Source organism: Streptomyces antarcticus (assembly GCF_026627255.1).
Classification (GTDB): Bacteria; Actinomycetota; Actinomycetes; order Streptomycetales; family Streptomycetaceae; genus Streptomyces; species Streptomyces antarcticus.
In genome coordinates this window covers 26,279-49,436 of sequence record NZ_JAPNLM010000001.1, presented here as the reverse complement: position 1 = coordinate 49,436, position 23,158 = coordinate 26,279, and the positions used below count along the sequence as shown (strand labels likewise).

Here is a 23,158-nt window from a genome sequence, read left to right as displayed (position 1 = left end):
CCCGACCCCTCCCCCGAGGAGCGGTCCGCCCTCCTCCCGGGGCGGACCGCTCCTGTGTACGCCTCACCGCCCGAGGCCGACTCCGTCCCCACCTACCCGTACGCGGCGGCCAGGAGCAAGCGCCCTGCGTCCGCCCCGGTTGGCTGCCCTCTTGGGCCGGCAGACCTCGACCTGCTCGCCGGCCTGGTCAAGGAAGGAGGCGAGCCCGGCGCCATAGCTGCCGATGCCCTCCACGGCCCAGCAGCGGCGGCCGGGGATGTGCTGGAGGGCGAAGTCCAGCAGGCGCCGGTAACCGCGGGCGTTCGCAGGGGCATCGGTGCTGTTCAGGACTGCGCCGATGGGACTGACGGCCGCTGCGGCGAGGGTGTCTCGGTGGGTTTTCCCTCCCGCCCACATTGGGTACGACTCACTGGTAGCACCGGCCGGCATCCAGAGCCGGCCCGACTCCGGCGGCGAGATGAGTCCCCTCATGTCCGCAACACCCCCCAGCAGCACGCCACCAGGCGCAGACCCAGGCGCAGACCCGGGCGCGGTCCCGGGCACACAGACCGGCACACGGCCCGGCACACGGCCCAAGGTGACCGAGCGCGAGGCGCGGCGGGTCGCGGAAGCGGCCCGGGAGCAGGACTGGCGCAAGCCCAGCTTCGCCAAGGAGCTGTTCCTCGGACGCTTCCGGCTCGACCTGATCCATCCCCACCCGCTCCCCGCCGACGAGGACGTCCGGCGCGGCGAGGCCTTCCTGGCACGGCTGCGGGAGTTCTGCGAGACCTCGGTCGACGGCGCCCGGATCGAGCGCGAGGCGAAGATCCCCGACGAGACCGTGCGCGGGCTCAAGCAACTCGGCGCCCTCGGCATGAAGATCGGCACCGAGTACGGGGGCCTGGGCCTCACCCAGGTCTATTACAACAAGGCGCTCGCCCTCGTCGGCTCGGTCAGCCCGGCCATCGGGGCCCTGCTCTCCGCGCACCAGTCGATCGGAGTGCCCCAGCCGCTGAAGATGTTCGGCACGCGGGAGCAGAAGGACGCCTACCTGCCGCGCTGCGCCACCACCGCCATCAGCGCCTTCCTCCTCACCGAACCCGACGTCGGCTCCGACCCGGCGCGCCTGGCCACCACGGCGGTCCCGGACGGGGACGACGCGTACGTCCTCGACGGGGTGAAGCTGTGGACCACCAACGGGGTCGTCGCGGACCTCCTCGTCGTCATGGCCCGCGTCCCGGCGTCGCAGGGCCACCGCGGCGGCATCACCGCCTTCGTGGTCGAGGCCGACTCCCCAGGCATCACCGTCGAGCACCGCAACGCCTTCATGGGCCTGCGCGGCCTGGAGAACGGCGTCACCCGCTTCCACCGGGTGCGGGTCCCCGCGGACCAGCGCATCGGCGCCGAGGGAGCCGGCCTGAAGATCGCGCTGACCACGCTCAACACGGGCAGGCTCTCCCTGCCCGCCATGTGCGTCGGCGCCGGGAAGTGGTGCCTCAAGATCGCCCGCGAGTGGTCCGGCGTCCGCGAGCAGTGGGGGCGGCCCGTCGCGCTGCACGAGGCCGTCGGCGCCAAGATCTCCTTCATCGCCGCCACGACCTTCGCCCTCGAGGCCGTCGTCGACCTCGCCTCCCAGATGGCCGACGAGGACCGCAACGACATCCGCATCGAGGCGGCCCTCGCCAAGCTCTACGGCTCCGAGATGGCCTGCCTGATGGCCGACGAGCTGGTCCAGATCCGCGGCGGCCGCGGCTTCGAGACCGCCGACTCCCTCGCCGCCCGCGGCGAGCGTGCCGTCCCCGCCGAGCAGATGCTCCGCGACCTGCGCATCAACCGGATCTTCGAGGGATCGACGGAGATCATGCACCTGCTGATCGCCCGCGAGGCCGTCGACGCCCACCTGTCGGTCGCCGGCGACCTCATCGACCCGGAGAAGGACCTCGGCGACAAGGCGAAGGCGGGCGCCCGCGCCGCCGGGTTCTACGCCCGCTGGCTGCCGAAGCTCGCGACCGGCGCCGGCCAGGTCCCCGGCACCTACCGCGCCTTCCACCCCGGCGGCCACCCCGACCTCGCCACCCACCTGCGCTACGTCGAGCGCAGCGCCCGCAAACTCGCCCGCTCCACCTTCTACGCCATGTCCCGCTGGCAGGGCCGGATGGAGACCAAACAGGGCTTCCTGGGGCGCATCGTCGACATCGGCGCCGAACTCTTCGCCATGAGCGCGGCCTGCGTCCGCGCCGAGCACCTGCGCGCCACCGGCGACCACGGCCGCGAGGCCTACCAGCTGGCCGACGCCTTCTGCCACCAGTCCCGGCTGCGCGTCGAGGAGCTCTTCGGCCGCCTCTGGTCCAACACCGACGACCTCGACCGCAAGGTCGTCGCCGGCGTCCTGACCGGCACCTACACCTGGCTGGAGGAGGGCGTCCTGGACCCGTCCGGCGACGGCCCCTGGATCGCGGACGCCACCCCGGGCCCGTCCCAGCACGAGAACGTGCACCGTCCCCTGCGCTGACCTGCGATCATCGAAGCCAGTCGGACGGACGTACGGGTACGAGCACGAGGCGGCGGCTATGTCGACGGCCAGGGAAGACGCCATGGAGGACCGCGCCGGCCGGCGCCTGGCCTGGTGCGTGGCGCTCGTCCTGCGCCACGCACCGGACCACGTCGCGGCCGGCCTCCTGGGCCGGCTCGACGGGCCGGCCCGCAAGTACCTCACCCGCGACGAATGGCTGCCCGCCTCCGCCGTGACGCTGCTGCTGCGCCACGGCACCGCGCAGGACCGGCACTACATCGCCCGCAACCCCCGCGTCGTCGGCCGGCCGCTGCCGGGCCTGCCCGGCCCCGCGCGCTACGCGGCCCGCCCCGGGCCGTCGCCCGAGCTGCTGGCGGAGGCCGGCCCGGGCCCGTTCGGCGCCGACGAGCTGCTCGCACTGCTGCGGCGCCACGGCCGCCGGCCCCGGGTTCCGCTCACCCTGCTGCGGATGCCGCACGACCCGCTCGACCCCGGGTTCCTCGTGCGCGAGCACGCCCGTACGCCACTGCCGCCCGGAGCCGTCGAGGCCCTGCTGCTGGTCGGCGGCCTGCCGCCGGAGACCGCGGGGGCGCTGCTCGACGCCGGGCCGCAGGCCGGCCCGGGCGCGCAGGAGGGCACCGGCGCGCAGACCGGCCCGGGGGCGCAGGGCGCGTACGGGCCCTCCTGGCACCGGCCGGCCGTGCGGGCCGTCCGGATGGGGCTGCTCACCTTCGAGGAACTCGTCGCCCACGTCGCCCCCGCGCACCGGACCCTGCTCCTCGCGGAGCCGGCCGGGCCCCCGCCCCGGGGGCTGCGCTGGAACCTCTCCGAGCGGACGGGCATGCGCACCGCCGTCGCCCGGGCCCTGCGCCCCCTCGGGGACGACCCCCGGCTCTGGGCCGAACTGCTTCGGCACGCCCGGACCGCCCCGCTGCCCCTGCCGGAACTCGTCGCGGGCCTGGCCGGCGGCTCCCTGCCCGGGCCGGCGGACGGCCCGGGGCCCGCCGGGCTCGAGGCGGCGGTCCGTTCGCTGGCGCCGAGGGCCGAGCCCGGTCCGCGGGGCGGCGTGGAGCGCGAACTGGCCCTGGCGAGCCTCGCGGTGCCGATGGAGACCGTCGCGGAGGACATCCGCTGGGTACGGGACTGCCTGGCGCGCGGGCTGATCGACGGCGCGGACGTCGTCCGGCACAAGCTGCCCGCCTGCTGGGCCCTGGACGAGGACCACTGGCTGGGGGAGACCTACACCCCCGACCGGCACGACCGGCCGGGGCCGGTGCTGACCGCGCGGGCGGAGGCCGACCGCCTGTTCGCCCTGGCCCTCGGCGAGGACCCGGACGCCTGGTGGTCGGTGGCCCGGGCGCTCCCGGAGTTCGCCGGAACGCTCCCGCACCTCCTGCTGCGCGTCACGGACGGGGGCTCCGTGTCCACGCGCCCCTGAGTTGCGGCAACAATGGGGGCATGAGCGACCGTCCAGCCCCCCTCGCCGATCCGCACCTCCTCTTCGACCCCGCGGCCGGCCGCCGGGACATCGTCATCCTCGGCTCCACCGGGTCGATCGGCACCCAGGCCATCGACCTGGCCCTGCGCAACCCGGACCGGTTCCGGGTGACCGCCCTCTCCGCCGCGGGCGGACGGGTGGGGCTGCTGGCCGAGCAGGCCCGGCTGCTGCGGGTCGGGACGGTGGCCGTCGCCCGCGAGGACGTCGTCCCGGCACTGAAAGAGGCGCTGAGCGCCCAGTACGGCCCGTCCGAGCCGCTGCCCGAGATCCTGGCCGGCCCCGACGCCGCGACCGAAGTCGCCGCCTCCGCGTGCCACACCGTCCTCAACGGCATCACCGGTTCCATCGGCCTCGCGCCCACCCTCGCCGCGCTGCGGGCGGGCCGGACCCTGGCCCTCGCCAACAAGGAGTCGCTGATCGTCGGCGGTCCGCTGGTCAAGGCCCTCGCGAAGCCCGGCCAGATCATCCCGGTCGACTCCGAGCACGCGGCGCTCTTCCAGGCGCTCGCCGCCGGCACGCGGGCCGACGTGCGCAAGCTCGTGGTCACCGCATCCGGCGGCCCCTTCCGCGGCCGTACGCGCGAGGAGCTGGCGGGGGTCACCGTCAAGGACGCCCTCGCCCACCCCACCTGGGCCATGGGCCCGGTGATCACCATCAACTCGGCGACGCTCGTGAACAAGGGGCTGGAGGTCATCGAGGCCCACCTGCTCTACGACATCCCCTTCGAGCGGATCGAGGTCGTGGTCCATCCGCAGTCCTACGTCCACTCGATGGTGGAGTTCACGGACGGCTCCACGCTCGCCCAGGCCACCCCGCCGGACATGCGCGGCCCCATCGCGATCGGCCTCGGCTGGCCCCAGCGCGTACCGGACGCCGCCCCCGCCTTCGACTGGACCAAGGCCTCCAGCTGGGAGTTCTTCCCGCTGGATACCGAGGCCTTCCCCGCGGTCGGCCTGGCCCGGCACGTGGGCGCCCTCGGCGGGACGGCCCCGGCCGTGTTCAACGCGGCCAACGAGGAGTGCGTCGGGGCGTTCCTGGCCGGTCGGCTGCCGTTCACAGCAATCATGGATACCGTCTCTGCCGTGGTCGATGAGCACGGGACGCCGGAGTCGGGAACTTCCCTGACGGTCCGGGACGTCCTTGAGGCGGAGGCCTGGGCCAGGGCCCGGGCGCGGGAGATGGCGGCGCGGGCCGCCATGGAGGCGAGCGCATGACAATCCTGATGACGGTGCTCGGAATCGCGATCTTCGCGGTCGGGCTGCTGGTCTCCATCGCCTGGCACGAGCTGGGGCACCTGTCCACGGCCAAGGTCTTCGGCATCCGGGTGCCGCAGTACATGGTGGGCTTCGGCCCGACCGTGTGGTCGCGCCACCGGGGCGAGACCGAGTACGGGATCAAGGCCATCCCGATGGGCGGCTACATCCGCATGATCGGGATGTTCCCGCCCGGCGAGGACGGCAAGGTCACGGCCCGCTCGACGTCGCCTTTCCGGTCGATGATCGAGGACGCGCGCTCGGCGGCGTACGAGGAGCTCCAGCCCGGCGACGAGAAGCGGCTCTTCTACACGCGCAAGCCGTGGAAGCGCGTCATCGTGATGTTCGCCGGCCCGTTCATGAACCTGATCCTGGCCGTGGCGATCTTCCTCACCACGCTCATGACCTTCGGGGTGAACACCCAGACCACCTCGGTCGCCTCCGTCTCGGACTGCGTCATCCAGCAGAGCGAGAAGCGCGACAAGTGCGCCGCCGGCGACCCGGCCGCCCCCGCCAAGGCCGCCGGACTCCAGGCCGGCGACAAGATCGTCGCCTTCAACGGCCGCAGGGCCGACGACTGGTCCGCCCTCCAGAAGGACATCCGCGCCACCGTCGGACCCGCCACGATCACCGTCGTGCGGGCCGGGCAGCGGATCGACCTGAAGGCGGACCTGATCGAGAACAAGGTCGCCAGGACCGACGGCAGCGGCAAGTACGTCAAGGACGAGTACGTCACCGCGGGCTTCCTCGGCTTCGCCCCCGCCTCCGGCTACGTACCCCAGACCTTCGGCCAGTCCGCCGGGCGCATGGGCGAGATGATGCAGGCCGGCGTGACCTCGCTGGTCCAGCTGCCCTCCAAGGTCCCGGACCTGTGGAACGCGGCCTTCAACGGCGCCGATCGCGCGCAGGACAGCCCGATGGGCGTCGTCGGGGCCGCACGGGTCAGCGGGGAGATCTTCAACCTCGACCTGCCGGCCACGCACATCCTGGTGATCTTCCTCAACCTGCTGGCCGGCTTCAACCTGTCGCTGTTCCTCTTCAACATGCTGCCGCTGCTCCCGCTCGACGGCGGGCACATCGCGGGAGCCCTGTGGGAGTCGCTCCGGCGCAACCTTGCGCGGCTGTTCAAGCGCCCCGACCCGGGCCCGTTCGACGTGGCGAAGCTGATGCCCGTCGCGTACGTCGTCGCCAGCGTCTTCATCTGCTTCACGCTGCTGGTGATGGTCGCCGACGTGGTCAACCCGATCAAGATCACCTGACGGCGGGCGGTCTACACCATGCGGTGAGGAGCCGGGCACACATCGTGCCCGGCTCCCCGCGTTCGGGTGGCACACCCCCTCGGATGCGGGGGCGGCGCGCTGATTGGCGTAATCTCGAAGGCTGGAGCCCGCCGATCTCGGGACCTTGATCCACACCTTGGGGTTGCACAGCAGATGACTGCCATCTCTCTCGGAATGCCGGCCGTGCCGACGAAGCTTGCCGACCGCAGGGTCAGCCGCAAGATCCAGGTCGGTTCCGTGGCCGTCGGAGGCGACGCACAGATTTCGGTGCAGTCGATGACCACCACCCGCACGTCCGACATCGGCGCCACGCTGCAGCAGATCGCCGAGCTCACGGCCGCCGGCTGCAACATCGTCCGCGTGGCCTGCCCGACCCAGGACGACGCCGACGCCCTCGCCGTCATCGCGAAGAAGTCGCAGATCCCGGTCATCGCCGACATCCACTTCCAGCCCAAGTACGTGTTCGCAGCCATCGACGCCGGCTGCGCCGCCGTCCGCGTGAACCCGGGCAACATCAAGCAGTTCGACGACAAGGTCAAGGAGATCGCGCGGGCCGCCAAGGACACCGGCACCCCGATCCGGATCGGCGTCAACGCGGGCTCCCTCGACGCCCGGCTGCTGAAGAAGTACGGCAAGGCCACCCCCGAGGCGCTGGTCGAGTCCGCGCTGTGGGAGGCCTCCCTCTTCGAGGAGCACGGCTTCGGCGACATCAAGATCTCGGTCAAGCACAACGACCCGGTCGTCATGGTCAACGCCTACCGCCAGCTCGCCGCCGCCTGCGACTACCCGCTGCACCTCGGCGTCACCGAGGCCGGCCCCGCCTTCCAGGGCACCATCAAGTCCGCCGTCGCCTTCGGCGCACTGCTCTCCGAGGGCATCGGCGACACCATCCGCGTCTCCCTCTCCGCGCCGCCGGTCGAGGAGGTCAAGGTCGGCAACCAGATCCTGGAGTCGCTGAACCTCAAGCCGCGCCGCCTGGAGATCGTCTCCTGCCCGTCCTGCGGCCGCGCCCAGGTGGACGTCTACAAGCTGGCCGAGGAGGTCACGGCGGGCCTGGAGGGCATGGAGGTCCCGCTGCGCGTCGCGGTCATGGGCTGCGTCGTGAACGGCCCCGGCGAGGCACGCGAGGCCGACCTGGGCGTCGCCTCCGGCAACGGCAAGGGCCAGATCTTCGTGAAGGGCGAGGTCATCAAGACCGTCCCGGAGTCGAAGATCGTGGAGACCCTCATCGAAGAGGCGATGAAGATCGCCGAGCAGATGGAGCGGGACGGCGTGACCTCGGGCGAGCCCACGGTGGCCATCGGCGTCTGATCCGCCCCGGCCCCACGGACCCGGACCCGGCCCCGTTCCCGCAGCTCGGGGGCGGGGTCGGGGCTTTCTCGTGACCTGTGGGACACGGCATCGTCCAGCGCCTGCGGGTACAGTGCGGAGATCAGCAGACTTGCATGGTGAGGCCCCAGTGTTGACGCAGACCACTACCCGGGTCCTTGAGCCCAGTGATCTCGACGCCGCGCTCGAAGTCCTCGGACGGGAGCCGGTCGCGAACGCGTTCGTCACCTCCCGGGTCCAGGTCGCCGGGCTCGACCCCTGGCGCCTGGGCGGCGAGATGTGGGGCTGGTACGCCGACGGCGAACTCCGCTCCCTCTGCTACGCCGGCGCCAACCTGGTCCCCGTCTGCGCGGAGCCGGACGCCGTACGGGCCTTCGCCGACCGGGCCCGCCGCACCGGCCGCCGCTGCTCCTCCATCGTCGGCCCCGTCGAGGCCACGAGGCTGCTCTGGCAGCTCCTGGAGCCCGCCTGGGGCCCGGCCCGCGACGTCCGGTCCCGCCAGCCGCTCATGACCATCGAGCAGCCGTCCACCACGGTCGCGGCCGACCCCGGGGTCCGCCGCGTCCGCAAGGACGAGATGGACCTGATCATGCCCGCCTGCGTGGCCATGTTCACCGAGGAGGTCGGCATCTCGCCGATGGCCGGCGACGGCGGCCTCCTCTACCAGGCCAGGGTCGCCGAGCTCGTCGGAACCGGCCGCTCCTTCGCCCGCGTAGAGGACGGCAAGGTCGTCTTCAAGGCGGAGATCGGCGCCGCAACCCCCCGCGCCTGCCAGATCCAGGGCGTCTGGGTGGACCCCGGGTCCCGCGGCCGCGGACACTCCGAGAGCGGGATGGCCGCCGTCGTCGCCTACGCGCTGCGCGACGTGGCCCCCGTGGTCAGCCTCTACGTCAACGACTACAACACCGCCGCGCGCGCGTCCTACCGCCGCGTCGGTTTCCGCGAGGTCGGCGCCTTCATGAGCGTGCTGTTCTGAAACGGCCTGCCGTTCTGATCCGCGGGCGCGCCGCCCCGCCCGCCTCCCCGCCGGAACCGTTGCCCCGCCGGCATACCGGCCCGCCCGTACCGCCAAGTAAGGTCGCCGCATGCTGCCTACCGGACTCCGCATCGGCCCCCTCGACCTCGCCGCCCGCGTGGACGAGGCCCTGCGCGTGCAGGCCGTCGCCTTCGGACTCAGCGAGGAGGAGGTCGGCATCCGGCGCTACATCGTCCAGCGCCACATGGTCTGCCGGGGCGCCCGCGCGCTCGGCGCGTACACCGAGGACGACGCCCTCACCGGCTTCGTGTACGGCATGCCCAACGACCGCACGCACTGGTGGTCCACCATCGTCGAACCCCACCTGCTGGCCGACGGCCACGGGGCCTGGCTCGACGACTCCTTCGTGATCACCGAGCTGCACGTCCACCCCGGCTTCCAGGGCCACGGCGTGGGCCGCGCGCTGATCACCGGCATCACCGACGCCGCCGCCGAACCGCGCTCGATCCTCTCCGCCATCGACACCGACAGCCCCGCCCGCGGCCTCTACCGCGCCCTCGGCTACACCGACCTCGCCCGCCGGGTGCACTTCCCCAGCGCGAGCCTCCCGTACGCCGTCATGGGCGCCCCGCTGCCGCTGCTGCGCCCCTGAAACCGTTTCCGCCGTCCCCGCGGGCCCCGGTAGCCTCCCCGCATGTCTACGCAACACGTGCAGCGCATGTCCCGCCTCATGGCCAAGACCCTCCGTGAAGACCCGGCCGACGCCGAGACCCTCAGCCACCGGCTCCTGGTCCGCGCCGGATACGTCCGGCGCAGCTCGGCCGGGGTGTGGACGTGGCTGCCGCTCGGCAAGCGGGTCCTGGACAACGTCTCGCGCGTGGTCCGCGAGGAGATGGACGCGATCGGGGCCCAGGAGGTGCTGCTCCCGGCGCTGCTGCCCAAGGAGCCGTACGAGGTCAGCGGGCGCTGGTCGGAGTACGGCGACCTGCTGTTCCGCCTCAAGGACCGCAAGGGCGCCGACTACCTGCTCGGCCCCACGCACGAGGAGATCTTCACCCTGCTGGTGAAGGACCAGTGCACCTCGTACAAGGACCTGCCGGTCATGCTGTACCAGATCCAGACCAAGTACCGCGACGAGGCCCGCCCCCGGTCCGGGGTGCTGCGGGGCCGCGAGTTCCAGATGAAGGACTCGTACTCCTTCGACGTCTCCGACGAGGGCCTGGAGGAGTCCTACCGCCTCCACCGCCAGGCGTACGTCCGCATCTTCGAGCGGCTCGGCCTGGACCACCGCATCGTGTCGGCGGTGTCCGGCGCCATGGGCGGCTCGGCGTCCGAGGAGTTCCTCGCCCCGGCCGAGGCCGGCGAGGACACCTTCGCGGACTGCCCGGCCTGCGACTACGCGGCGAACACCGAGGCCGTCACCTTCGCCCTGGCGCCGGTCGAGGCGGAGCACCCGCCGCTGGAGGAGGTCGACACCCCCGACACCCCGACCATCGAGACCCTGGCCGCGCACCTGGGCGTACCCGCCTCGGCGACGCTGAAGAACCTCCTGGTGAAGGTCGACGGCGAGATCACGGCGGTCGGCGTGCCCGGGGACCGCGAGGTGGACCTCGGCAAGCTCGGCGAGCACCTGGCCCCCGCGGTCGTCGAACTGGTCACCGCCGAGGACTTCGCGGACCGGCCCGACCTCGTCCGCGGGTACGTGGGCCCGCAGGGCCTGGAGAAGGTCCGCTACCTGGCCGACCCGCGCGTCGCGCCCGGCACCGCCTGGGTGACCGGCGCCAACCGGCCGGACACGCACGCCCGGAACGTGGTCTGCGGCCGGGACTTCGAGGTGGACCGGTACCTGGACGTCGTCGTCGTGGAACCCGGCGATCCCTGCCCCTCCTGCGGCACCGGCCTGCGGCTCGACCGGGCCATCGAGATCGGCCACATCTTCCAGCTGGGCCGCAAGTACGCGGACGCCTTCGGGCTCGACGTGCTCGGCCGCGAGGGCAAGCCGGTCCGGGTGACCATGGGCTCGTACGGCATCGGCGTCTCGCGCGCGGTGGCGGCGCTGGCCGAGCAGACGGCGGACGAGCGCGGGCTGTGCTGGCCGGCGGCGGTGGCCCCGGCCGACGTCCACGTGGTCGCGGCGGGCAAGGCGGTACCCCTCGCCCTCGCGGAGTCGGCCGCGTCCGCGCTGGCGGCGGCGGGCCTGCGGGTCCTGCTGGACGACCGGCCGGGCCTGTCGCCCGGCGTCAAGCTCACGGACGCGGAGCTGATCGGGGTGCCGTGGATCCTGGTCGCGGGCCGCCGCTCGGCCGAGGAGGTCGTCGAGCTCCAGAACCGCGCCGCGGGCACCCGTGAGGAACTCCCCCTCGCGGAAGCCCTCGCCCGCCTGACGTAGCCGGACCCCGCCTGACGTGGCCGGACCCCGGCGGGCCCCTACGCGGGGGCCTCACCCGGCGTCTCCGGGGCTCCCGCGGCCGTGACGGCCCGGGGGAGCGCGCCCTCGCCCTCTCCCTCGCCCGGGACCAGAGCCGCCGGGTCGGCCGGCGGCCCGTCCAGGGCCCGGTCGCCGCCGGGCGGCGCACCGGTCCCGGCCGGCCCGGGGCCCTCGGTGGCCGGGCCCGCCGGAGCCGGGTCCTCGTGCGCGGCCGTCGCCGGGGCGGGGGCCGCGGGTGCGGGGGTCGCACGTTCGAGGAAGCGCAGCAGTTCCACCGGGAACGGCAGCACCAGGGTGGAGTTCTTCTCCGCGGCTACCGCCACCACCGTCTGGAGCAGCCGCAGCTGGAGCGCCGCGGGCTGCTCCGACATGACCTCGGCCGCCTCGGCCAGCTTGTGCGAGGCCTGGAGTTCCGCGTCCGCGTTGATCACGCGTGCGCGGCGCTCGCGGTCGGCCTCCGCCTGCCGGGCCATCGACCGCTTCATCGTATCCGGCAGCGACACGTCCTTGATCTCCACCCGGTCGATCTGCACGCCCCAGCCCACCGCCGGGCTGTCGATCATCAGCTCCAGACCCTGGTTGAGCATCTCCCGGTTGGAGAGCAGGTCGTCCAGGTCCGACTTGCCGATGATCGACCGCAGCGACGTCTGCGCCATCTGCGAGACGGCGAAGCGGTAGTCCTCCACCGCCACGACGGCGCTGGCCGGATCGACGACCTTGAAGTACACGACGGCGTCCACCCGCACCGTGACGTTGTCCCGGGTGATGCCCTCCTGGGCCGGCACCGGCAGCGTCACGATCTGCATGTTCACCTTGCGCAGGCGGTCCACGACCGGCACGACCGTGGTGAGTCCGGGACCCCGGACCTCCTCGCGCAGCCGCCCGAAGCGGAACACCAGACCCCGTTCGTACTGCTTCACCACCCGGACGGCGAAGCCCATGTAGACCGCGACGCCCGCAGCGGCGGCGACCGCCGCTGTCAGCAGTTCCTCGACCATGACGGCCCCCTGCCAGACATACCTACTTATGTACGGTATGCCCTACAACCAGGCCGCGAACTCCAGCAGCAGCTCCGCGTCCCGGCGCCGCCCCGCGGCCAGCGCGCGGTTGCCCGACTCCACCGCCCGGAACAGCGTCCAGCCCCGCAGCCGGTCCCGGTCGACCTCCAGGGCGTCGGCCAGCCGGTTCATCCGGCGCCGCGCGCCGGCCGCCCCCGCCGAGGTGGCCACCTGGTCCTCCAGCCGGTCCCGGACCAGCCGCGCCAGGTCGTACGCCCGTTCCCCGACCAGCGGATCCGGGCCCACCGCCAGCCACGGCGCCCGCTCGCCCGCGAGCACCTTGCCCTGCCGGAAGTTCCCGTGCAGCACCAGCTCCTCACCGGGCACGGCCGTCAGCTCCTCGCGCGCCGCCAGGGCCGCGTCGGCCAGCGGCCGGGCCTCCGCCGGGGCCGCGCGCAGGGCCGCCGCCTGCTGCTCCGTGCGCTCCGCCACCGTCTCCAGCCCGTGGTCCGACGGCGGCGCCACCCAGAGCCTGCGCAGCGTGCCGCAGGCCTCCAGCAGCGCCTTCGTCTCCGGGAGCGAGCGCAGTGACACCTCCGGGTGCAGCCGCTCCAGCAGGAGCGCCCCGTCCTCCTCGCGGTAGCGGGTGTCGAGGACGCGTACGGCCCCGAAACCGCCCCAGTGCGCGAGCGCCGTCAGCTCCCGGTCGGGCCGGGCCTGCGGGGGAGCGAGCTTCAGGGCGGCCGGGGTGCCGTCGTCGTACCGGACGAGGACGACCATGCTGCTGCGCCCGCCCGGGGCCTGCACCCGCTGGACCCGCACCCCGCGCCGGGTCAGCGCGGCCTCGGCGAGGCCGGGCAACCGCCCCAGCCAGTCCGCGTCCAGCGCCGTTTCCGGCAGCTCGCCGAGCGCCCGTACAAGCCGCTGCGGCGGTTCGAAAGCCATGCGTGCGTGGTCCCTTTCAGCTGGTCCGGGCTCGTTCCGAGCGTTCCGCGAGCCCAGGGAAGGCTACGCCGACACCACGCCAGCGTGCCGCGCGCACGGCCGCGGCGCTCAGCGCGTCGGCCGCCTCACGGCGCAGCGGACCCTCCGCGGACCGCACCAGATCGGAGTAGGCGCCCGCCACCCGGTCCTCGATCTCCGCGGCCAGCCGCTCGGCGTCGGCGGGCGTGCGCACCGTGAACGGCAGCGCGTACGCCGCCTCCGAGGGCCGGGGCGAACCGCCCAGCTCCCGCACGGTCCGCGAGAGCGCGTCCCGGCGGGCGAGGTGGCCGCCGAACGCCTCCCGGGCCTCGGTCGCGCGGGCGGCCCCGGCCCGGGCGCCGATCACCCCGTAGCCGTACGCGGCGGCGTGCTCGGCGGCCAGGGCGGCCTGCGCGGCCTCCAGGGCCCGGCCGGCGGGGGAGGGCTCGGGCTTCACGGCGTGGCTCCGGGGTTCGAGGTCAGCAGGTACGCGTGCACGGCGCCGCAGGCGGCGACCGAGGCCAGCAGCCGGGCCAGTTCCCCGGGGGCCGCGGCCAGGTCGATGGTGCGGGACTCGGACAGGGTCCGCTCGGCGTCCGCGAGGGCGGCCAGCGCGTCGGCGGGCTTCGCGGGCACCGGCCCGCCGGCCCCCGTGGCGGGCGCGGCCGCCCCCGTACCGCCGGACGGGGGCGGGGACGCGGCGGCGGACGGGGAGCCGGGGGCGGCGGGGGACAGGGCCGCCGCGTGCGCCGCGACGGACGCGCGCAGCGGCGCGATCCGCTCCGCCAGGGCCGGATGGGCGGCGGCCGTGGCGTCGTAACGTTCCAGCAGCCGCCCGCTGTCACGAACGGCCGACTCCCGCATCCGCCGTTCGAGTGGAATCGCGGCGTCGCCGCCGGACGGGCCCCCGTCGCACCCGGACAGCAGCACGGCGCCGGCCGCACCGGCGGCGCCGGCCAGCATGCTTCTTCGCGAGGGTCTCCACGACGGGGTCAAGGGCACGGCGGCGTCCTCGGGGGTGCGGCGGGGCAGGGTGTGATCACGGTACCCGGGGCCCTGTCCACAGGGCGGACGGCAACACCCCCCGCGACCGGATACCCTTTGAGCTGACGCACGACGGAAACCACAACAGCACACGCGGCCGAGGAGTCACCCGGATGAGCACCACCCAGAGCGACAGGCTGCGCGGATTGCTGGAGCCGCTCGTCGCCGCCAAGGGCCTGGACCTCGAGGAGATCGAGCTGTCCAAGGCGGGCAAGCGCCGGATGCTGCGGATCATCGTGGACTCCGACGAGGGCGTGGAGCTGGACGCGTGCGCGGAGCTGAGCCGTGAGGTCTCCGATCAGCTCGACGCGTCCGACGTGATGGGTGAGGACGAGTACGTCCTCGAAGTCAGCTCCCCGGGCGCGGACCGCCCGCTCAGCGAGCACCGTCACTACCTTCGGGCGATCGGCCGCCTCGTCAAGTTTCAGCTGACCACCGAAGGTGAAAAGGGTGCCGGTGAGCTGATCGCCCGCATCCTCGACGTCGACGACGCGGGGCTGGACCTGGAAGTACCGGGCGTGAAGGGCCGCAAGGCGACCGCCCGCCGCATCGCGTTTTCCGACATCGCCAAGGCGCGTGTCGAGATCGAGTTCAACCGCAAGGACAAGAAGGAAGAGGAGGCGTAGTCGTGGACATCGACATGAGTGCCCTACGGGGTCTGGTCCGGGAGAAGGAGATCTCCTTCGACCTGCTCGTCGAGGCGATCGAGTCGGCCCTCCTCATCGCGTACCACCGGACCGACGGGAGCTTCCGCCGCGCACGCGTCGAGCTGGACCGCACCAACGGTCACGTGGTCGTGTGGGCGACGGAAGACCCGAGGGACCTCGAAGAGGGGCAGGAGCCCAAGGAGTTCGACGACACCCCGTCGGACTTCGGCCGGATCGCCGCGACGACCGCCAAGCAGGTGATCCTGCAGCGTCTGCGCGACGCCGAGGACGACCTGACCTTCGGCGAGTTCGCCGGCCGCGAGGGCGACGTCATCACCGGTGTCGTCCAGCAGGGCAAGGACCCGAAGAACGTCCTCGTAGACATCGGCAAGCTCGAGGCCATCCTGCCGGTGCAGGAGCAGGTGCCCGGCGAGGAGTACACGCACGGGCTGCGCCTGAAGGCGTACGTCGTGCGCGTGGCCAAGGGTGTCCGCGGTCCGTCCGTGACCCTGTCGCGCACCCACCCCAACCTGGTGAAGAAGCTCTTCTCCCTGGAGGTCCCGGAGATCGCCGACGGCAGCGTCGAGATCTCCGCTATCGCCCGCGAGGCCGGCCACCGCACCAAGATCGCGGTCCGGTCCACCCGCTCGGGCCTGAACCCGAAGGGCGCCTGCATCGGCCCGATGGGCAGCCGCGTGCGCAACGTGATGGCCGAGCTGCACGGCGAGAAGATCGACATCGTCGACTGGTCGGACGACCCGGCGGAGATGGTCGCGAACGCGCTGTCCCCCGCCCGGGTGAGCGAGGTCGAGGTCGTCGACTGGGACACCCGCTCCGCACGGGTGATCGTGCCCGACTACCAGCTGTCGCTGGCCATCGGCAAGGAGGGCCAGAACGCCCGCCTCGCGGCGCGGCTCACCGGCTGGCGCATCGACATCCGTCCCGATACCGAAGTGTCCTCCGACACAGACCGGGACCGGAGCGCGGACCGGGGCGCGGGCCGGGAATAAACCGGTACCGGTCGGGGCTTCCCGGGCGGTACACAGGAACACGACGCCGTGTGCCGGAACTCCCGACGGGGTTCCGGCGGTTTCGACAGCGGATCGTGGGACATCGGATCACGACAACATCCGTTCGATTTTTCACCTGAAGGGGTGAGGTCGGTACGGGGAGGTAGACTTAGGCGTGTCTGGCCGGACGCAAGCCCGCGCATGCCCCGAACGCACCTGTGTGGGGTGTCGGGAGCGAGCGGCCAAGAACGATCTGCTGCGCATCGTGGCGGTCGGGGACGAGTGCGTCCCTGATCCTCGCGGTACGCTGCCCGGCCGGGGTGCCTACGTGCACCCCGCCGTGGTCTGCCTCGACCAGGCGGTCCGCCGCCGCGCGTTCCCCCGGGCCCTTCGGTCCACCGGAGCGCTCGACACTGCGGAACTGCGCATAGCCGTGGCCGTTCAGGCCGAGGCGACACCGTAAGACATAGAACGGCACGGATGCCCCGTGCGGTCAGGTACCTCGCGAGTTGGAAGTAGGTCGAGATTGCGATGAGCACCACTCGATGAGTACGCGATGAGTACGCCCATGAAGTAGCAACGGTCCGGCGTAACCCGGACCTAAAAGGAGCGAAGTGGCTAAGGTCCGGGTATATGAACTCGCCAAGGAGTTCGGAGTTGAGAGCAAGGTCGTCATGGCCAAGCTCCAGGAACTCGGTGAGTTCGTCCGTTCGGCGTCCTCGACGATCGAGGCGCCGGTTGTACGCAAGTTGACCGACGCACTGCAGGGCCCCGGCGGCAACGCCGGCAAGTCCGCTGCGAAGCCGGGTGCGCCCCGCAAGGCCGCCCCCGCCAAGCCCGGGGCCCCGACCCCGGGTGCCGCCGCACGTCCCGGCGCGCCGAAGCCCGGCGCACCGGCCCCCAAGCCGGTCGTAGCGGAGGCCCCGGCCGCCGCGGCGCCCGCACCGGTGACCCCGGCCGCCTCCGGCCCGCGTCCCGGCCCGAAGGCCCCGGCCGCCCCGAAGCCCGCTCCGGCGGCTCCCGTGGTGACCGAGTTCTCCGCGCCTCCGGCGGCCCCGGCCGCCCCGGCGCGCACCGAGCGTCCCGCCGCCGCGGCTCCCGGCCCCCGTCCGGCGCAGCAGCGTCCGGCCCAGGGTCAGGGCGGCCAGTCCGGCGCCCGTCCCGGCGCCCCGCGTCCGGCCGGTTCCGCCCCCGGTGCCCCGTCGCAGCGTCCCGCGGGCCCCGGCTCGCAGGCCGCGCGTCCCCAGGGTGCCCGTCCGGCGGGTCCCCGTCCGGGCAACAACCCCTTCACCTCTGGTGGCTCCACCGGCATGGCGCGCCCGCAGGCGCCCCGTCCGGCCGGCGCTCCCCGTCCCGGTGCCCCCGGCGCCGACCGCGGCCAGGGTGGCGCTCCGCGTCCGCAGGGTGGCCCCGGCGGCGCCCCGCGCCCGCAGGGTGCCGGCGCCGGCCGTCCGACCCCGGGCGGCATGCCGCGCCCGCAGGGCGGCGCCCCGCGTCCCGGTGGTGCTCCCGGTGGTAACCGTCCCAACCCGGGCATGATGCCGCAGCGTCCCGCTGCCGGTGGTCCCGGTCCCCGTCCCGGCGGCGGCCCCGGTGGCCGTGGTCCCGGTACGGGCGGCGCGGGTCGTCCCGGTGCCGGCGGCGGCGCCCGTCCCGGTGGCGGCGGCTTCGCCGGCCGTCCGGCCGGTCCGGGCTCGCGTCCCGGCGGCGGTGGCGGCTTCGGCGGTCCCCGTCCCGGTGGCGGCGGCTTCGGCGGCGGTCCGGCCGGTGCCGGTGGCGGCGGTCGTCCCGGCTTCGGCGGGCGTCCCGGTGGTCCCGGTGCCCGTGGTGGCACGCAGGGTGCCTTCGGCCGTCCCGGCGGTCCGGCGCGTCGCGGTCGCAAGTCCAAGCGTCAGAGGCGCCAGGAGTACGAGGCCATGCAGGCCCCGTCGGTCGGCGGCGTGATGCTGCCGCGCGGCCAGGGCGAGACCGTTCGCCTGTCGCGCGGTGCCTCCCTCACCGACTTCGCGGAGAAGATCAACGCCAACCCGGCGTCGCTCGTCGCCGTGATGATGAACCTCGGCGAGATGGTCACTGCCACGCAGTCCGTCTCCGACGAGACGCTCGAGATGCTGGCCGGCGAGATGAACTACAGGGTTCAGATCGTCAGCCCGGAGGAAGAGGACCGCGAGCTCCTCGAGACCTTCGACATCGAGTTCGGCGAGGACGAGGGCGGCGAGGAGTTCCTCATGCCGCGTCCGCCGGTCGTGACCGTCATGGGTCACGTCGACCACGGTAAGACCCGACTGCTCGACGCCATCCGCAAGACGAACGTCGTCGCGGGCGAGGCCGGTGGCATCACGCAGCACATCGGTGCGTACCAGGTCGGTACCGAGGTCAACGGTGAAGAGCGCAAGATCACCTTTATCGACACCCCGGGTCACGAGGCGTTCACCGCCATGCGAGCCCGTGGTGCCAAGTCGACCGACATCGCGATCCTCGTGGTCGCGGCGAACGACGGCGTCATGCCCCAGACGATCGAGGCGCTGAACCACGCCCAGGCGGCCGGCGTGCCGATCGTGGTCGCGGTCAACAAGATCGACGTCGAGGGTGCCGACCCGGTCAAGGTGCGCGGTCAGCTCACCGAGTTCGGTCTGGTCGCCGAGGAGTACGGCGGCGATACGATGTTCGTCGACATCTCCGCCAAGCAGGGTCTGCACATCGACTCCCTGCTCGAGGCCGTCGTCCTCACCGCCGACGCCTCGCTCGACCTGCGCGCCAACCCGGAGCAGGACGCTCAGGGTATTGCGATCGAGTCCCACCTCGACCGCGGCCGCGGTGCCGTCGCCACCGTCCTCGTCCAGCGCGGTACCCTCCGCGTCGGCGACACGATGGTCGTGGGCGACGCCTACGGCCGCGTGCGCGCCATGCTCGACGACAAGGGCAACAACGTCGAGGAAGCGGGTCCGTCGACCCCCGTCCTGGTCCTGGGTCTCACCAACGTCCCCGGCGCCGGCGACAACTTCCTCGTCGTCGACGAGGACCGCACGGCCCGTCAGATCGCCGAGAAGCGTGCTGCGCGAGAGCGCAACGCCAACTTCGCCAAGCGCGTCCGCCGGGTGTCCCTGGAAGACCTCGACTCGGTCCTCAAGGCCGGTCTCGTCCAGGAGCTCAACCTCATCATCAAGGGCGACGCGTCCGGTGCGGTGGAGGCCCTCGAGTCCTCGCTGCTCCAGCTCGACGTCGGCGAAGAGGTCGACATCCGCGTCCTGCACCGCGGTGTGGGTGCGGTCACCGAGTCCGACATCAACCTGGCGATGGGCTCCGACGCCATCGTCATCGGCTACAACGTCCGTGCGGCCGGCCGTGCCGCGCAGATGGCGGAGCGCGAGGGTGTCGACGTCCGCTACTACTCGGTGATCTACCAGGCCATCGAGGAGATCGAGGCGGCCCTGAAGGGTCTCCTCAAGCCGGAGTACGAAGAGGTCGAGCTCGGTACGGCGGAGGTCCGCGAGGTCTTCCGCTCGTCCAAGCTGGGCAACATCGCCGGTGTCCTCATCCGGTCCGGCGAGGTCAAGCGCAACACCAAGGCGCGGCTCCTGCGCGATGGCAAGGTCATCGCCGAGAGCCTCACCATCTCCGGTCTGCGCCGCTTCAAGGACGACGTCACCGAGATCCGCGAAGGCTTCGAGGGCGGTATCAACCTCGGAAACTTCAACGACATCAAGATCGACGACGTCATCGCGACGTACGAGATGCGCGAGAAGCCCCGCGCGTAAGCGCGAGGCACATCGCACCGTGTCGTAGCACCGGGGCCGGTCGGCGGAATATCCGTCGATCGGCCCCGGCCGTTGCGTGTACGGTTCTGGTGACCCGGCCGCACGGCAGCCGGGTGATCCTGCCCGGCGAGGGTCCGGCAGGCCACCGAACCCGCACCGGCGGGACATCCGGAACTGCATGTACGTGGGGACTCTGTCCTTCGATCTGCTCCTCGGCGACGTTCACTCGCTGAAGGAGAAACGCTCCGTCGTCCGGCCCATCGTGGCCGAGCTCCAACGCAAGTTCTCCGTGAGCGCGGCGGAGGTGGGCGACCAGGACCTGCACCGCAGGGCCCGGCTGGGGGTCGCTCTGGTGAGTGGGGACGCGGGGTTCCTCTCGGACGTACTGGACCGCTGCGAGCGGCTGGTCGCGGCACGTCCGGAAGTGGAGCTGCTGTCCGTACGACGGCGCTTCCACGGTGATGAAGACTGATTGCTTGTCTGCAAAAAAGAAGGAGACGGACCAGTGGCCGACAATGCGCGGGCGAAGAAGCTGGCGGACCTCATCCGGGAGGTGGTGGCCGAGAAGCTGCAGCGCGGCGTCAAGGACCCCCGCCTCGGTACGCACGTGACCATCACGGACACCCGGGTCACCGGCGACCTGCGGGAGGCCACGGTCTTCTACACGGTCTACGGGGACGACGAGGACCGGGCCAGCGCGGCAGCGGGCCTGGAGAGCGCCAAGGGCGTTCTGCGCTCCGCGGTCGGCCGGGCGGCGGGAACCAAGTTCACGCCCACCCTGACCTTCGTCGCGGACGCCCTCCCGGAGAACGCCAAGACCATCGAGGACCTCCTCGAGAAGGCACGGACCTCCGATGCCCAGGTGCGCGAGGTGTCCTCCGGCGCGAAGTACGCCGGTGACGCCGACCCGTACAAGAAGCCCGACGAGGACGACGACTCCGACGAGGACGCAGCCGCGCAATGAGCACCGAAGCAGGGAAGACTCCGGACGGCCTTGTCATCGTCGACAAGCCGTCCGGTTTCACTTCGCACGACGTGGTCGCCAAGATGCGGGGGATCGCCAAGACCCGCCGCGTCGGCCACGCCGGCACGCTCGACCCGATGGCGACGGGCGTGCTGGTCCTGGGCGTCGAGAAGGCCACCAAGCTCCTCGGCCACCTCGCGCTCACGGAGAAGGAGTACCTCGGCACGATCCGGCTGGGCCAGAACACCCTGACGGACGACGCCGAAGGCGAACTGACCTCCTCCACGGATGCCACCGGGGTCACCCGGGACGCCGTGGACGCGGGTGTCGCCAAGCTGTCCGGCGCGATCATGCAGGTCCCGTCGAAGGTCAGCGCCATCAAGATCAAGGGCGTGCGCTCCTACAAGCGCGTCCGCGACGGCGAGGACTTCGAGATCCCGGCCAGACCGGTCACCGTCTCGTCGTTCCAGGTGTACGACATGCGGGAGGCGGAGGCCGAGGACGGCACCAAGGTCGTCGACCTCGTCGTCTCCGTCGTCTGCTCCAGCGGTACGTACATCCGCGCCCTCGCCCGCGACCTCGGCGCCGACCTCGGCGTGGGCGGACACCTGACGGCGCTCCGGCGCACCCGGGTGGGCCCGTACAAGATCGACCGGGCGCGGACGCTGGACCAGCTCCAGGAGGAGCTGACCGTCATGCCGATCGGCGAGGCGGCCGCAGCGGCCTTCCCGCGCTGGGACCTGGACGCCCGACGGGCCTCGCTGCTCGCCAACGGCGTGCGGATCGAGATGCCGCAGGAGTACGGGGACGGCCGGACGGTCGCGGTCTACGGGCCGGATGGCCGGCTGCTCGGGCTCGTGGAGGGCAAGGGCGGGAAGGCGAAGTCCCTCGCGGTCTTCGCCTGAGCGCCGATTGACGTGGAGCGGTGAGCGCACATCGATCGCCGCTCACCGCTCCACGACCCCCCTCGGGTAGGTCTCTATCCACCCGGGCGCCTGTATTCACCCGTCCGAGCAGGCGCTCGGAGTGAATGGAGGGAGCGAAAGGGGGCGCGTTCGCCTCGCGTGCTGTTCGTGCTGATCACGAAGCCGCTGCCTCCCCGACGCCCTCGCCTGCTTCCGCGACCCCCGGCACGGCTCCCGGCTGCCCGCGGAAGCCCTGCTCACGGCCTGCCCGTACTCAGCTGCTGCGGGCCCCGGGCGGCCCGGCCGTGTTCGAGCGGCGGACCGTCGAGCCGGCCCCGCGGCACCCGGCCTTCGTTCACTGATGGCCGGCTGGCCGGCGCGGGCGGAAGCGGAGGCGGCCGCCCCGCCGGGGCCGAGCGCGCGGCGGACGGTGGAGACCCCCGGCAGGGCCGTCGCGCACGGGACGTGACGACCTGACACGGCAGGTCTCCTAGTCCGATGCCGATGCGGGGCAGCGGCCACCGGCATGGCAGTCTTAGACCGGCAATCGGCAATCGGTACAGGGTCCACACGGGTTCGGGCGAGGAGCGGTCACAGTGCAGCGCTGGCGTGGCTTGGAGGACATCCCCCAGGACTGGGGACGCAGCGTCGTCACCATCGGCTCCTACGACGGTGTGCACCGCGGTCATCAGCTCATCATCGGACGGGCCGTGGCCGAGGCGCGCGCGCTGGGCGTCCCGTCCGTCGTCGTCACCTTCAGCCCGCACCCCAGCGAGGTCGTCCGCCCCGGCAGCCACCCGCCGATCCTGGCCGCGTACGACCGGCGCGCCGAACTGATGGCCGGGCTGGGCGTGGACGCGCTGCTGATCCTGCCGTTCACGGCGGAGTTCTCGCAGCTGTCCCCGGCCGACTTCATCGTGAAGGTGCTCGTCGACAAGCTGCACGCGCGCGCCGTCATCGAGGGTCCGAACTTCCGCTTCGGCCACCGGGCCGCGGGGAACGTCGACTTCCTGCGCGAGCTGGGCGCCACGTACGACTACGAGGTCGAGGTCGTGGACCTGGTCGAGCGGGGCGAGGCGGGCGGCGGGGTGCCGTTCTCCTCCACGCTGGCGCGCAGGCTCGTAGCCGAGGGCGACATGGAGGGCGCGGGCGAGATCCTGGGCCGCCCGCACCGGGTCGAGGGCGTCGTGGTGCGCGGTGCGCAGCGCGGACGCGAGCTGGGCTACCCGACGGCCAACGTCGAGACGCAGCCGCACACGGCGATCCCGGCGGACGGGGTGTACGCGGGCTGGCTGACCGCGGACGGCGAGCGGATGCCCGCGGCGATCTCGGTCGGTACGAACGTGCAGTTCGACGCCACCGAGCGGACCGTGGAGGCGTACGCCATCGACCGCGTCGGGCTGGACCTGTACGGCATGCACGTGGCCGTCGACTTCCTCGCCTACGTGCGCGGGATGGCGAAGTTCGAGTCGCTCGACGGGCTGCTGGAGGCGATCGCGGACGACGTGAAGCGGGCGCGGGTGCTGACCGAGGCGTACGACTCGGAGCGCTGACGCCGCCGCGCCGGAACGCGGAGGGCCCGTACCACCCCGGGGGTGGTACGGGCCCTCCGCG

General features: G+C 72.7%; 21 protein-coding genes. 16 read left to right on the top strand and 5 right to left on the bottom strand.

Features of this window, described 5'->3' with window-relative positions:
- Positions 1-63: 63 nt before the first annotated feature.
- Positions 64-396: a hypothetical protein gene (locus tag OTB16_RS00205; RefSeq protein WP_267717497.1), complete on the bottom strand. Its 333-nt coding sequence runs from the start codon at positions 394-396 to the stop codon at positions 64-66.
- 73 nt (positions 397-469) lie between these two features.
- On the opposite strand from OTB16_RS00205, the gene OTB16_RS00200 reads away from it, so the two are divergent.
- The 8 genes from OTB16_RS00200 to OTB16_RS00165 all read left to right on the top strand — a co-directional run bounded on the left by OTB16_RS00200 (position 470) and on the right by OTB16_RS00165 (position 11,216).
- Positions 470-2,491: an acyl-CoA dehydrogenase family protein gene (locus tag OTB16_RS00200; RefSeq protein ID WP_420717584.1), complete on the top strand. Its 2,022-nt coding sequence runs from the start codon at positions 470-472 to the stop codon at positions 2,489-2,491.
- A 58-nt stretch (positions 2,492-2,549) separates the two neighbouring features.
- Entirely contained in the window at positions 2,550-3,929 is a 1,380-nt protein-coding gene (locus OTB16_RS00195) for a hypothetical protein (RefSeq protein WP_267717495.1), read from the top strand.
- 20 nt (positions 3,930-3,949) lie between these two features.
- On the top strand, positions 3,950-5,203 hold the full coding sequence (gene dxr / locus OTB16_RS00190) for a 1-deoxy-D-xylulose-5-phosphate reductoisomerase (RefSeq protein WP_267717494.1): 1,254 nt from the start codon (positions 3,950-3,952) through the stop codon (positions 5,201-5,203).
- Positions 5,200-6,501 carry a M50 family metallopeptidase gene (locus OTB16_RS00185; protein WP_267717493.1) on the top strand — a complete coding sequence of 434 codons (1,302 nt, stop codon included), beginning with the start codon at positions 5,200-5,202 and terminating at the stop codon, positions 6,499-6,501. Before dxr ends, OTB16_RS00185 begins: the two co-directional genes overlap by 4 nt.
- A 174-nt stretch (positions 6,502-6,675) precedes the next feature.
- On the top strand, positions 6,676-7,833 hold the full coding sequence (gene ispG, locus OTB16_RS00180; RefSeq protein WP_267717492.1) for a flavodoxin-dependent (E)-4-hydroxy-3-methylbut-2-enyl-diphosphate synthase: 1,158 nt from the start codon (positions 6,676-6,678) through the stop codon (positions 7,831-7,833).
- Positions 7,834-7,981: 148 nt separating this feature from the next.
- Positions 7,982-8,827 carry a GNAT family N-acetyltransferase gene (locus OTB16_RS00175; protein WP_267717491.1) on the top strand — a complete coding sequence of 282 codons (846 nt, stop codon included), beginning with the start codon at positions 7,982-7,984 and terminating at the stop codon, positions 8,825-8,827.
- A gap of 109 nt (positions 8,828-8,936) precedes the next feature.
- Positions 8,937-9,479, top strand: a complete 543-nt coding sequence (locus OTB16_RS00170) for a GNAT family N-acetyltransferase (protein WP_267717490.1) — start codon at positions 8,937-8,939, stop codon at positions 9,477-9,479.
- A gap of 42 nt (positions 9,480-9,521) precedes the next feature.
- The gene (locus OTB16_RS00165; RefSeq protein WP_267717489.1) at positions 9,522-11,216 is read left to right on the top strand and encodes a proline--tRNA ligase; all 1,695 of its coding nucleotides are present in this window, start codon (positions 9,522-9,524) and stop codon (positions 11,214-11,216) included.
- Between the two features lie 38 nt (positions 11,217-11,254).
- On the opposite strand, the gene OTB16_RS00160 is transcribed toward OTB16_RS00165, so the two are convergent.
- From OTB16_RS00160 to OTB16_RS00145, 4 genes are read right to left on the bottom strand one after another with little or no spacing between them, the layout of a single operon-like run.
- A complete protein-coding gene (locus tag OTB16_RS00160; RefSeq protein ID WP_267717488.1) occupies positions 11,255-12,253 on the bottom strand; it encodes a slipin family protein in 999 nt (332 codons plus the stop codon).
- Positions 12,254-12,295: 42 nt separating this feature from the next.
- On the bottom strand, positions 12,296-13,198 hold the full coding sequence (locus OTB16_RS00155) for an aminoglycoside phosphotransferase family protein (protein ID WP_267717487.1): 903 nt from the start codon (positions 13,196-13,198) through the stop codon (positions 12,296-12,298).
- A gap of 16 nt (positions 13,199-13,214) precedes the next feature.
- Complete coding sequence (locus OTB16_RS00150; RefSeq protein WP_267717486.1) at positions 13,215-13,673, bottom strand: ferritin-like domain-containing protein; 459 nt, start codon at positions 13,671-13,673, stop codon at positions 13,215-13,217.
- A complete protein-coding gene (locus OTB16_RS00145) occupies positions 13,670-14,179 on the bottom strand; it encodes a hypothetical protein (RefSeq protein WP_267717485.1) in 510 nt (169 codons plus the stop codon). Before OTB16_RS00145 ends, OTB16_RS00150 begins: the two co-directional genes overlap by 4 nt.
- 194 nt (positions 14,180-14,373) lie before the next feature.
- On the opposite strand from OTB16_RS00145, the gene rimP reads away from it, so the two are divergent.
- From rimP to OTB16_RS00105, 8 genes are all read left to right on the top strand, one after another.
- Positions 14,374-14,886 (top strand): ribosome maturation factor RimP, encoded by a 513-nt coding sequence (rimP, locus tag OTB16_RS00140; RefSeq protein ID WP_267717484.1) that lies wholly within the window; start codon positions 14,374-14,376, stop codon positions 14,884-14,886.
- Between the two features lie 2 nt (positions 14,887-14,888).
- A complete protein-coding gene (gene nusA / locus OTB16_RS00135; RefSeq protein ID WP_267717483.1) occupies positions 14,889-15,917 on the top strand; it encodes a transcription termination factor NusA in 1,029 nt (342 codons plus the stop codon).
- A gap of 175 nt (positions 15,918-16,092) precedes the next feature.
- The gene (locus tag OTB16_RS00130; RefSeq protein WP_267717482.1) at positions 16,093-16,380 is read left to right on the top strand and encodes a YlxR family protein; all 288 of its coding nucleotides are present in this window, start codon (positions 16,093-16,095) and stop codon (positions 16,378-16,380) included.
- 151 nt (positions 16,381-16,531) lie between these two features.
- On the top strand, positions 16,532-19,675 hold the full coding sequence (gene infB / locus OTB16_RS00125) for a translation initiation factor IF-2 (protein ID WP_267717481.1): 3,144 nt from the start codon (positions 16,532-16,534) through the stop codon (positions 19,673-19,675).
- A 178-nt stretch (positions 19,676-19,853) separates the two neighbouring features.
- Positions 19,854-20,147 carry a DUF503 domain-containing protein gene (locus OTB16_RS00120; protein ID WP_267717480.1) on the top strand — a complete coding sequence of 98 codons (294 nt, stop codon included), beginning with the start codon at positions 19,854-19,856 and terminating at the stop codon, positions 20,145-20,147.
- A 33-nt stretch (positions 20,148-20,180) separates the two neighbouring features.
- Positions 20,181-20,639, top strand: coding sequence for a 30S ribosome-binding factor RbfA (rbfA, locus tag OTB16_RS00115; protein ID WP_267717479.1), 459 nt, complete (start codon positions 20,181-20,183; stop codon positions 20,637-20,639).
- The gene (truB, locus tag OTB16_RS00110) at positions 20,636-21,544 is read left to right on the top strand and encodes a tRNA pseudouridine(55) synthase TruB (protein WP_267717478.1); all 909 of its coding nucleotides are present in this window, start codon (positions 20,636-20,638) and stop codon (positions 21,542-21,544) included. The genes rbfA and truB overlap by 4 nt, the downstream gene beginning before the upstream one ends.
- 596 nt (positions 21,545-22,140) lie before the next feature.
- Entirely contained in the window at positions 22,141-23,097 is a 957-nt protein-coding gene (locus OTB16_RS00105; protein WP_267717477.1) for a bifunctional riboflavin kinase/FAD synthetase, read from the top strand.
- The last annotated feature ends 61 nt before the right edge of the window (positions 23,098-23,158 follow it).

Bases quoted from the DNA above. Each gene is read 5' to 3' on its own strand.
- OTB16_RS00205 (WP_267717497.1), bottom strand. From the start codon at position 396: ATGTGGGCGGGAGGGAAAACCCACCGAGACACCCTCGCCGCAGCGGCC.
- OTB16_RS00200 (WP_420717584.1), top strand. From the start codon at position 470: ATGTCCGCAACACCCCCCAGCAGCACGCCACCAGGCGCAGACCCAGGC.
- OTB16_RS00195 (WP_267717495.1), top strand. From the start codon at position 2,550: ATGTCGACGGCCAGGGAAGACGCCATGGAGGACCGCGCCGGCCGGCGC.
- dxr (WP_267717494.1), top strand. From the start codon at position 3,950: ATGAGCGACCGTCCAGCCCCCCTCGCCGATCCGCACCTCCTCTTCGAC.
- OTB16_RS00185 (WP_267717493.1), top strand. From the start codon at position 5,200: ATGACAATCCTGATGACGGTGCTCGGAATCGCGATCTTCGCGGTCGGG.
- ispG (WP_267717492.1), top strand. From the start codon at position 6,676: ATGACTGCCATCTCTCTCGGAATGCCGGCCGTGCCGACGAAGCTTGCC.
- OTB16_RS00170 (WP_267717490.1), top strand. From the start codon at position 8,937: ATGCTGCCTACCGGACTCCGCATCGGCCCCCTCGACCTCGCCGCCCGC.
- OTB16_RS00165 (WP_267717489.1), top strand. From the start codon at position 9,522: ATGTCTACGCAACACGTGCAGCGCATGTCCCGCCTCATGGCCAAGACC.
- OTB16_RS00160 (WP_267717488.1), bottom strand. From the start codon at position 12,253: ATGGTCGAGGAACTGCTGACAGCGGCGGTCGCCGCCGCTGCGGGCGTC.
- OTB16_RS00155 (WP_267717487.1), bottom strand. From the start codon at position 13,198: ATGGCTTTCGAACCGCCGCAGCGGCTTGTACGGGCGCTCGGCGAGCTG.
- OTB16_RS00145 (WP_267717485.1), bottom strand. From the start codon at position 14,179: ATGCTGGCCGGCGCCGCCGGTGCGGCCGGCGCCGTGCTGCTGTCCGGG.
- rimP (WP_267717484.1), top strand. From the start codon at position 14,374: ATGAGCACCACCCAGAGCGACAGGCTGCGCGGATTGCTGGAGCCGCTC.
- OTB16_RS00120 (WP_267717480.1), top strand. From the start codon at position 19,854: ATGTACGTGGGGACTCTGTCCTTCGATCTGCTCCTCGGCGACGTTCAC.
- truB (WP_267717478.1), top strand. From the start codon at position 20,636: ATGAGCACCGAAGCAGGGAAGACTCCGGACGGCCTTGTCATCGTCGAC.